At 76.9% G+C, this 9,035-nt stretch carries 11 protein-coding genes; 9 read left to right on the top strand and 2 right to left on the bottom strand.

Annotated elements, in window-relative coordinates; all coding sequences use genetic code 11:
- The first annotated feature begins 77 nt into the window (after positions 1-77).
- From PGN05_RS13825 to PGN05_RS13795, 7 genes are all read left to right on the top strand, one after another.
- Entirely contained in the window at positions 78-266 is a 189-nt protein-coding gene (locus PGN05_RS13825) for a DUF6104 family protein (protein WP_419753129.1), read from the top strand.
- Positions 263-1,558, top strand: coding sequence for a multidrug effflux MFS transporter (locus PGN05_RS13820; protein WP_419753128.1), 1,296 nt, complete (start codon positions 263-265; stop codon positions 1,556-1,558). The genes PGN05_RS13825 and PGN05_RS13820 overlap by 4 nt, the downstream gene beginning before the upstream one ends.
- A gap of 9 nt (positions 1,559-1,567) precedes the next feature.
- Positions 1,568-1,846, top strand: a complete 279-nt coding sequence (locus PGN05_RS13815) for a hypothetical protein (protein ID WP_419753127.1) — start codon at positions 1,568-1,570, stop codon at positions 1,844-1,846.
- A 60-nt stretch (positions 1,847-1,906) separates the two neighbouring features.
- A complete protein-coding gene (locus tag PGN05_RS13810; RefSeq protein WP_419753126.1) occupies positions 1,907-2,620 on the top strand; it encodes a metal-dependent hydrolase in 714 nt (237 codons plus the stop codon).
- Between the two features lie 36 nt (positions 2,621-2,656).
- Complete coding sequence (locus tag PGN05_RS13805; protein WP_419753125.1) at positions 2,657-3,991, top strand: MFS transporter; 1,335 nt, start codon at positions 2,657-2,659, stop codon at positions 3,989-3,991.
- Positions 3,988-5,433: a pyridoxal phosphate-dependent decarboxylase family protein gene (locus tag PGN05_RS13800; protein ID WP_419753124.1), complete on the top strand. Its 1,446-nt coding sequence runs from the start codon at positions 3,988-3,990 to the stop codon at positions 5,431-5,433. The genes PGN05_RS13805 and PGN05_RS13800 overlap by 4 nt, the downstream gene beginning before the upstream one ends.
- Positions 5,434-5,534: 101 nt before the next feature.
- Complete coding sequence (locus PGN05_RS13795) at positions 5,535-5,984, top strand: hypothetical protein (RefSeq protein WP_419753123.1); 450 nt, start codon at positions 5,535-5,537, stop codon at positions 5,982-5,984.
- A gap of 16 nt (positions 5,985-6,000) precedes the next feature.
- Here PGN05_RS13795 and PGN05_RS13790 read toward each other — a convergent pair whose 3' ends face one another.
- The gene (locus PGN05_RS13790) at positions 6,001-7,194 is read right to left on the bottom strand and encodes an NAD(P)-dependent malic enzyme (RefSeq protein WP_419753122.1); all 1,194 of its coding nucleotides are present in this window, start codon (positions 7,192-7,194) and stop codon (positions 6,001-6,003) included.
- 139 nt (positions 7,195-7,333) lie between these two features.
- On the opposite strand from PGN05_RS13790, the gene PGN05_RS13785 reads away from it, so the two are divergent.
- Positions 7,334-7,939: a dTDP-4-dehydrorhamnose 3,5-epimerase family protein gene (locus PGN05_RS13785; RefSeq protein ID WP_419753121.1), complete on the top strand. Its 606-nt coding sequence runs from the start codon at positions 7,334-7,336 to the stop codon at positions 7,937-7,939.
- A 133-nt stretch (positions 7,940-8,072) separates the two neighbouring features.
- Here PGN05_RS13785 and PGN05_RS13780 read toward each other — a convergent pair whose 3' ends face one another.
- Positions 8,073-8,504 (bottom strand): S26 family signal peptidase, encoded by a 432-nt coding sequence (locus PGN05_RS13780; RefSeq protein ID WP_419753120.1) that lies wholly within the window; start codon positions 8,502-8,504, stop codon positions 8,073-8,075.
- 51 nt (positions 8,505-8,555) lie between these two features.
- Here PGN05_RS13780 and sodN point away from each other — a divergent pair, with 51 nt between their 5' ends.
- Positions 8,556-8,957: a superoxide dismutase, Ni gene (sodN, locus tag PGN05_RS13775; RefSeq protein WP_419753119.1), complete on the top strand. Its 402-nt coding sequence runs from the start codon at positions 8,556-8,558 to the stop codon at positions 8,955-8,957.
- The last annotated feature ends 78 nt before the right edge of the window (positions 8,958-9,035 follow it).

Raw genomic sequence — 9,035 nt, 5'->3', positions numbered from 1 at the left:
CCCGCCCCCCCCCCCCGCGCGCCCCCCCCCCCGCCGGCCCACGCCCCTCGCCGCCCGCGCGTCGTAGGTTCGGGAGCGTGTACTTCACCGACAAGGGGCTCGAGGAGCTCGCCGACCGGCGGGGCGAGGAGCAGGTCACCCTCGCCTGGCTGGCCGACCAGATGCAGGCGTTCGTCGACCAGTTCCCCGACTTCGAGGTGCCGGTCGACCGGCTGGCGACCTGGCTGGCCCGCGGCGGCACGGACGACGACGGCCCGGACGAGTGACCGACCCCTCGACCCCCCACCGGGGAACGGCCCTGCCGGCGGGCCTCACCGGCCGCGGTGGGCTGCGCCGGGATCTCACGGTCCTCCTGGGCGTCCTGTCGGCCTTCGGGCCGCTGTCGATGGACCTGTACCTGCCCGCGCTGCCGTCGGTCGAGGACGAGTTCGCCGCGAGCCAGTCCGCCGTCCAGCTGACCGTGTCCGCCGCGGCCGTCGGCCTGGCCCTCGGCCAGCTGCTCGCCGGCCCGCTGTCGGACCGCTACGGGCGGCGCGGCCCGGTGCTCCTGGGCGTCGGCGCGTGGACCCTCGCCTCGGTGCTGTGCGCCCTCGCGCCGAGCGTCTGGGTCCTCGTGACCATCCGGCTCCTGCAGGGCCTCGGCGGCGCGGCGGGGATCGTGCTCGCGCGGGCGATCGTCCGTGACCTGCTCGAGGGCGTCGCCGCGGCGCGGGCCTTCGCCATGCTGGCCTCGATCATGGCGGCCGCGCCGGTGCTGGCCCCGCTGGCCGGCGGCCTGCTGCTGAACGTGACCGATTGGCGGGGCGTGTTCGGCACGCTGACGCTCATCGGGCTGCTCGTCGTCGGCGCGCTCCTCTGGCGGCTGCCGGAGACGCTGCCGGTCCAGCGCCGGGTGGTCGGCGGGCTGCGCACGACCCTGGCCAACGCCCGGGAGCTGCTGCGCCGGCGGGCCTTCGTCGCCGCGGTGCTGGCCCAGGGCCTGGGCTTCGGCACGCTGTTCACCTACATCTCGACCTCCTCCTTCGTCCTGCAGGGCGGCTACGGGCTCTCGCCGCAGCAGTTCGCCCTCGCCTTCGGCGCCAACGGGATCGGCATCGTGCTGGCCGGCCAGCTCTCCCGTGCCCTCGTCGGCCGGGTGAGCCCCCGCCTGTTGTTGCGCGCCGGGCTGGCCGGGCAGGCGGTCGGGGGCGCCGTCCTCGTGGTCGCCGCGCTCGCCGGGTGGCCGCTGGGGGTCGTCCTGCCGGCGCTGTTCCTCGTCACGACGTCCACCGGTCTGCTGGTGCCCAACGCCACCGCGCTGGCGATGGCCGACGCCGGGCACGTGGCCGGCACCGCGTCGGCGCTGCTCGGCGTCGTCCAGTTCGGCCTCGGCGCGCTGGTGGCGCCGCTGGCCGGCCTCGGCCCCTCCGGGGCGCTCCTGCCGATGGCCCTGGTGATGCTGGGCTCGACGACGCTCGGCCTGCTCGCCGCGGCCGTGGTCCCCCGCGGCCGGGCCCGCTCCGACGCCCCGGGGGCCGCCGCCGACCCCGCGCCCGGCGAGGCCGCCACGCGCCCCTAGCCTCCCGCCATGGGCACCGTCCTCGCCGTCCTGCACGTCGTGACCGCCGTGTTCCTCATCGGGCCGATGGCCCTGCTGCCGCACACCGCGCTGCGCGCCGTGCGGGCGGGCAACGCGCCCGTGGTCGGGCTGCTCACCCGCTCGACGAAGGTCGTCACCTGGGCGGCCGCCGCGCTGGAGCGGGACCCGTCGGCCGGGTCCACCGTCTACGGCCGGCTGGCCGCCGGGTCGGGCGTGGTCTCCCTGCTCCTCGTGGCCGTCGCGGTGCTGATGGCCGGGAAGCCCTGACCGACACGCCCGACCGGCGGGATCCCCCGCTGGTGCCGGGGTCGGCGGCACGCTTCGTGCGTGCTCGGTCACTCCCACGCCCTGTCCGGGCTCGCCGCGGGCGCGGCGACCCTGCCGTGGGCTCCCGTCGAGGGGCCGGTCGCACAGGTCGCCTGGATCGCCGCCGTCGGCGGGATGGCGATGCTGCCGGACCTGGACTCCAGCGGCTCGACGGTGTCGGACATGTGGGGCCCGATGACCGACGTCCCGTCCGGGGCGGTCGGGCGGCTGGCGCAGGGGCACCGGTGGGGCACCCACGACGCGGTGCTGGCACCCCTCGCGTTCGGCGCGCTGGCACTGGCCGCCGCCAATGCCTTCTGGTCCAGCCTGCTGCTCATGGCGCTGGCGATCGGGCTGGCGCTGCGCGCGCTGCACTTCGTGATCCCGGGGCGCGCGGAGAACACCGTCGTCGGCAACCTGGTGCTGTCCTGGGGCGCCGCCTGGCTGCTGCTGGAGCACATGCCGCCGCCGGCCTGGCTGCCGTGGGCGGTGGCCCTCGGCGTGCTCACCCACATCGCGGGCGACGCCATCACCAAGCAGGGCGTCCCCGTGCCGCTGATCTGGCTGGTGAGGCGCTGCCGCCTCGCGCTCACCCCGCTGCGCACCGGGGCCACCCTGGAGAAGGCCGTCCTCGCCCCGGCCTTCGTCGTCGCCACGCTCTGGTACGTCTACCTGAACACCGACCTGCGGACGACGGTCGACCCGTGGCTGGTCGGCCTGCGCGGCCTGCTCTGAGCGCTGCGCGCTCCCCGGCCCGCTAGGTTGCCCGCCGTGACCGCCGTCTCCCCCGCGCGCCCGGCGCCCCGGCTCGGCCGGCGGACCCACGTCGGCTACGCCCTGGGCTCGATCGGGACCGCGGCCTTCGGCACCGTGCCCGGGCTGCTCCTGCTCTTCTACCTGACCGACGTGCTGGGGGTGGCGGCCGGGATCGCCGGCCTGGTGGTCTTCGCGCCCAAGGCGTGGGACGTCGTCCTCAACCCGTGGATCGGCAGCCGCTCGGACCGCACCGAGAGCCGCTGGGGGCCGCGCCGGCCGTGGATGCTGGCCGGGGGGCTGACCCTCCCGCTGCTGTTCGTGCTGGTCTTCGCCGGCCCGGGCGCCCCGCCCGCGCTCGCCGCCGGCTGGGTGGCCGTGGCCTTCCTGCTGGCCGCCACCGCCTACGGGTGCTTCCAGGTGCCCTACGTGGCCCAGCCGGCCGAGATCACCGACGACCCCGGCGAGCGGGCCACCCTGATGTCCTGGCGGGTGGCGGTGCTGGCGCTGGGCATCCTGCTGGCCGGCGCGGGCGCGCCCGCGGTCGTCGACCTGGCCGGCGGCGGTCGGGCCGGGCACCTGGCGATGGCGGCGTTCGTCGCGGTCCTGCTGGCGCTGGGCATGCTCGGCGCGGTCGCCGGCACGCGGTCGGCGCCGACGCTCAGCCGGGTCCACAGCGAGGACCGGCTGCTGGCCACCGTGGCCCTGGCCTGGCGGTCGCGGCCGTTCCGGCTGCTGCTGCTCGGCTTCGTCGTCCAGGCGCTGGGGATCGGCGTGATGCTCGCTGGGGTCCCCTACTACTCGCGGCAGGTGCTCGGCGACCCCGCCGCCGGGTCGCTGCTGTTCGCGGCGCTGGTCGGCCCCGCCATCCTCGTGATGCCGCTGTGGCTCCGGATCAGCCGCCGCCGGGGCAAGCGGGCCGGCCTGCTCCTCGCCTCGGTGCTGTTCGCCGCCGGCGCCGCGGCACTGGCGGTCGGCGACGCGGGTGGAACCGGCCTGGTCGTCGCGCTCGTCGTCCTCGTCGGGATCGGCTACGCCGGCATGCAGATGTTCCCGCTGGCGATGCTGCCCGACGTCATCGCCGCCGACGAGGCGGCCTCCGGGCAGCGGCGGGCCGGGGTCTTCACCGGCGTCTGGACGGCCGCCGAGACGCTCGGCCTGGCCGTGGGCCCGGGGTTGCTCGGCGGCCTGCTGGGGCTGGCCGGGTACGTCTCCTCGACCGGCGAGGACGTCGTGCAGTCCGCCTCGGCCGTCACCGCGGTGCAGCTGGGCTTCAGCGTCGTCCCCGCGCTGCTCGTGCTGGCCGCGCTGCCCTTCTTCGCCCGCTACCGCCTCGAGGAGACGACCCCGTGACGCCCGAGGACGTGCTCGCCGAGCTGACCGCGCTGCAGTCGGGCGACGTGCCGACCCACGGTGGCGCGACCATGGCCTACGTCTACGACTCCGGGGTGCCGGGGCTCGACGACCTCGCGGCCGGCGCGCAGGCGGCCTACCAGTGGACCAACGCGCTGGACCCGACCGCCTTCCCCAGCGTCGCCCGCATCGAGAACGACCTCGTGGGCGCGGCCGCGGCGCTGCTCGGCGGGGGCGCGGGAACCGTCGGCACCCTCACCAGCGGCGGAACGGAGAGCTGCCTGCTGGCGGTGCTGGCCGCCCGCGAACGCTGGCGACGGCGCGGGCTCCCCGGGCGCCCGCGGCTGCTGCTCCCGGTCACCGCGCACGCGGCGTTCCGCAAGGCCGCGCACCTGTTCGACCTCGAGGTGGCCGACGTGCCGGTGGACCCGGTCACCTGCCGGGCGCAGCCGGCCGCCGTCGCCGGGCTGCTCGACGAGCGGGCGGCCCTGGTCGTCGTCAGCGCGCCGTCCTATCCGCACGGGGTCCTGGACCCGGTGGGCGAGGTCGCCGCCCTGGCCGCGGCGGCCGGCGTCCCCTGCCACGTGGACGCCTGCATCGGCGGCTGGGTGCTGCCCTTCCTCGACGACGTCCCGGAGCGGTTCGACCTCTCGGTGCCCGGCGTGACCTCGCTGTCGGCCGACCTGCACAAGTACGGCTACGCCCCGAAGGGGGTCTCCGTGCTGCTCGTCGCCGACCCGGAGCTGCGGCAGGCCCACTGGTTCGCCACCGCGGACTGGCCGGGCTACCCGGTGGTCAACCCGACGCTGGCCGGCACCCGGCCGGCCGGGCCGATGGCCGCCGCGTGGGCGGTGCACCGGCTGCTCGGCGTCGACGGCTACCGGACGCTGGCCCGGCGGGCCCGCGGAGCCACGGAGGCGCTCGCCGGGGGCATCGGGGCGATCGACGGGCTGCGGGTGGTGGGGACGCCGGTGTCCACCCTCGTCGCGGTGGCCCAGGACGGCCCGGACGGCGTCGACGTGCTCACCCTCGCCGACGAGATGACCGCCCGCGGCTGGCTGCTGCAGCCCCAGCCGCCGTTCGCCCAGCCCGGGGGCGCCGACCTGCCCGCCACCGTGCACCTGACGGTCACCGCGGCGACCGCCGGCCGGGTCGACGCCCTGCTCGCCGACCTGCGCGACGCCGCCCGCGCCGCCGCGGCGCTGCCCCGGCCGGTCGCCGACCCCGGCCTGCTGGCGGCCGCGGCGACGCTGGACCCGGCCGCGCTGACGGTCGCCGAGGTCGACGCGCTGCTGGAGCTGGCGGGGGTCGGCGGCGGCCGGCTGCCGGCCCGCATGGCGCCGGTGCACGCGCTGGTCGCCGCGCTGCCCCGGCCGCTGGCCGAGCGGCTGCTGGCCGGCGTCCTGGACCTGGTCTACCGGCCGGCGGCGGTGGAGCGCTGACCGGGCACGTCTGAGCGGGATCTGGACGCCCTCGTCCGGCCCGAGGAGGCTGTGCCCCACCTGTCCGGCCGCGGCCGGGCACCGGCGGGAGGGGGCGGCGGGTGCTCTTCCGGTTCAGCCTCGACACCGCGGCGACGCCCGGGCAGGTGGCGGCCGCCTTCACCGACGTGAGCGGACGCCGCCTGGAGGTCTGGCAGCGCACCCTCGACCCGGCCAAGTACGAGCTGCGCGAGGCCGGCGACACCTGGGCGGTGGTCCGCGAGGGCAGCCGCGGCACGCGGATCTGGGTCCTGCTCCGCTACGACTGGTCGCAGCCGGGCACGGTGCGGTGGACGCTCCTCGACAGCGACCACTGCCGGCGCGGCCGCGGCGAGGTCGTCATCCACCCGCGGGCGGACGGGGGCAGCCGGGTCGACGTCCTCATCGACCACGGCGCCCCGCGCGGACTGCGCGGCCGCGCGATCCTGCTGGGCCAGCGGCTGCTCGGACCGGTGGCGTTCCCGCGGCTGTGGCGCGCCACCCTCGACCGGCTGGCCGCCACCCCCGCCTGAGCAGGAGGGCCCTGCCTCACCGGGTGACGCCCTGCTCGCGGGCGCAGTCGGCCACCGCGGCGGCGACGGCCTCGGCGACCCGGCGGTCCAGCGGGCTGGGGACGACGTAGTCGGCACGCACCTCGTCGCCCACGACGCCGGCGATCGCGGCCGCCGCGGCCAGCTTCATCTCCTCGGTGATGCGGGTCGCACCGGCGTCGATCGCCCCGCGGAAGACGCCCGGGAAGGCGAGCACGTTGTTGATCTGGTTGGGCTCTCCGCTGCGCCCGGTGGCGACGACGGCGGCGTACCGGGCCGCCATGTCCGGGTCGACCTCGGGGATCGGGTTGGCCAGGGAGAACACGATGCAGCCCGGTGCCATCGCCGCGATCGCCGCCTCGGGCACCGACCCGCCCGACAGGCCCAGGTAGACGTCGGCGCCCTCCAGCGCCCCGGCCATCGTGCCGGCGTACCCGCTCCGGTTGGTGTGCTCCGCGACCCACCGCTTGACCGGGGTGAGGTCGTCGCGGCCGGCGTGGATCACGCCCCGGCTGTCGGCCACCGCGATGTCCCCGACACCCGCGCCGAGCAGGATCCGGGTGCAGGCGATCCCGGCCGCGCCCGCGCCGGAGACGACCACCCGCAGGTCGCCGAGCTCCCGGCCCACCACCCGGGCGGCGTTGCGCAGCGCGGCCAGGACGACGATCGCCGTCCCGTGCTGGTCGTCGTGCATGACCGGGATGTCCAGCCGCGCCCGGAGCCGGTCCTCGACCTCGAAGCACCGGGGGGCGCTGATGTCCTCGAGGTTGATGCCGCCGAAGGACGGCGCGATGGCGACCACCGTCTCGACGATCGCGTCGACGTCGGTCGTGGAGAGCACCACGGGCACCGACGACAGCCCGGCGAACTCGGCGAACAGGCAGGCCTTGCCCTCCATGACCGGCAGGGCGGCGGCCGGCCCGATGTCCCCGAGGCCCAGGACGGCGGTGCCGTCGGAGACGACGGCGACCACCCGCGGCGCCCAGGTGAACCGCGCGGCCAGCTCCGGCTCCGCGGCGATGGCGCTGCTGACGCGGGCGACCCCCGGCGTGTAGGTCAGCGCGAGGTCGCCGACCGTGTCGATCGAGCGGGTCGGGCGGACGGCCAGCTTCCCGCCCTCGTGCACCGCGAACGCCGGGTCGGAGGCGAAGCGGTCGGCGGTCCCGTCGTGCGGCGGCTGGTGGGCGCCCATGGACCCGGGAGGGTATCCCTCCCCGGGCCCGTCCAGGCCCGGTCCGCCCCGGCCCGCGCCCGCCGGGCGGGGGTGTCCCGGCCGCTCGGAGCGCCGTGTTCGGCGAGGTCCCGCCCGGGGCGCGGGATACCGTCCCGACGTGCAGATCCGCGAGCTGGCCGTCCGCGACGCCTACGTCATCGACCTGGTGGCGCACGGCGACACCCGCGGCCGGTTCACCGAGTGGTACCGGGCCGACGTCGTGGCCTCGGCCGTCGGCCACGGCCTCCCCCTGGCCCAGGCCAACCACAGCATCTCGGCCCGCGGCGCGCTGCGCGGGGTGCACTTCGCGCTGGTCCCCCCGGGACAGGCGAAGTACGTGTACTGCCCGACCGGCCGGGTGCTCGACGTGGTCGTCGACGTGCGGGTCGGCTCGCCCACGTTCGGCGCGCACGACTCCGTCGTCCTCGGCGACGACCAGCCGCGCGCCGTGTACCTCTCCGAGGGCCTCGGCCACGCCTTCCTGTCGCTGGCCGACGGGAGCTCGGTGACCTACCTGGTGTCCAGCGGCTACGACCCCGCCCGCGAGTTCGGCATCGACCCGCTGGACCCCGCGCTCGGGCTGCCCTGGCCGGCCGACGTCGCCTTCGAGCTGTCGGCCAAGGACCAGCGGGCCCCCACCCTCGCCGAGGCCCGCGAGCAGGGCCTGCTGCCGACGATGGCGTCGTGCACGGAGCGGTACGCGCAGCTGCGCGCCGGGGGCTGACCGGCCGGGCCCGCGGGTCTCGACACCTCAGCGGGCCGCGTCCGTCAGCCTCGGTCGGCCTTCGGCATCGAGGCGGAAGGCGCCTCGCGCTCGCCCGGCCCGGCCGACCGGCCGCGGGCCACGCTCACCGACGTCATGGCCCGCCTCCTGGCGCGCTGAGGCCGGGGCCGGGCTCCCCGCCGTCCCCGGACGCCGGCGGCCGCGCCCCCAGGGGCCCGGGGCGCGGCCACAGCCGGCCCACCACCCGGCCGACGACGACGGCCGGGCCGAACGCCCGGCTGTCGTCGGCGACGAGCGCGTTGTCCCCCTCGACCCAGTGACCGCCGGGCACCTCCCGCCGCACCCGCTTGACCACGAGCAGCTCCGGCCGGGACGGGAACCGGGCGAGGACGACGACCCCGGCCGGCACCGAGGCACCCGGCGGCACCCGGCGCACGAGGAGCCGGTCCCCGTGCCGCACCGTCGGGGACATCGACGGACCGGTCACCCGGGCGAGGACCCAGGCCGTGACCAGCGGCGGGACCTCGACGGGAGGCTCGTCCCGGGACCTGTCGCCTGCGTTCACCGGGAGTAGGGTCGCAGACGACACGACCCACCCAGACCCGGAGGCACGTCCATGCGTTTCCGCATGCTCTCCGCCGTGGAGGCCACCGCGCACTGCGACCTCCCCTGCGGCGTGTACGACCCGGCCCAGGCCCGCATCGAGGCCGAGTCCGTCAAGGCCATCCAGGAGAAGTACCAGGCCAACGAGGACCCGGTCTTCCGCATGCGCGCCGTCCTCATCAAGGAGCAGCGCTCCGACCTGGTCAAGCACCACCTGTGGGTGCTGTGGACCGACTACTTCAAGCCCCCGCACTTCGAGAAGTACCCGCAGCTGCACGAGCTGTTCAACAAGGCCACCAAGCAGGCCGGCGCCTCGGGCGGCAAGGGCAGCATGGACCCGGCCGAGGGCCAGAAGCTGCTCGACTACATCGCGGAGATCGACAAGATCTTCTGGGAGACCAAGGCCGCGGCCTGACCTCCTCCCGCACTCCGCCGGGCGGCCGGGGGGGCGCCCGCTCCCCCGCCGCTCGGCGTCCCCCCGGGGGGGGGGGGG

The organism is Geodermatophilus sp. CPCC 206100 (genome assembly GCF_048569675.1).
Lineage (GTDB): Bacteria > Actinomycetota > Actinomycetes > Mycobacteriales > Geodermatophilaceae > Geodermatophilus.
The sequence above is the reverse complement of the archived record's forward strand: the minus strand, read 5'-3'. Positions and strand labels throughout refer to the sequence as shown.

What these genes read in the sequence shown, in the direction of transcription:
- sodN (WP_419753119.1), top strand. Translation starts at nt 8,556, where the DNA reads ATGCGTTTCCGCATGCTCTCCGCCGTGGAGGCCACCGCGCACTGCGAC.
- PGN05_RS13815 (WP_419753127.1), top strand. Translation starts at nt 1,568, where the DNA reads ATGGGCACCGTCCTCGCCGTCCTGCACGTCGTGACCGCCGTGTTCCTC.
- PGN05_RS13790 (WP_419753122.1), bottom strand. Translation starts at nt 7,194, where the DNA reads ATGGGCGCCCACCAGCCGCCGCACGACGGGACCGCCGACCGCTTCGCC.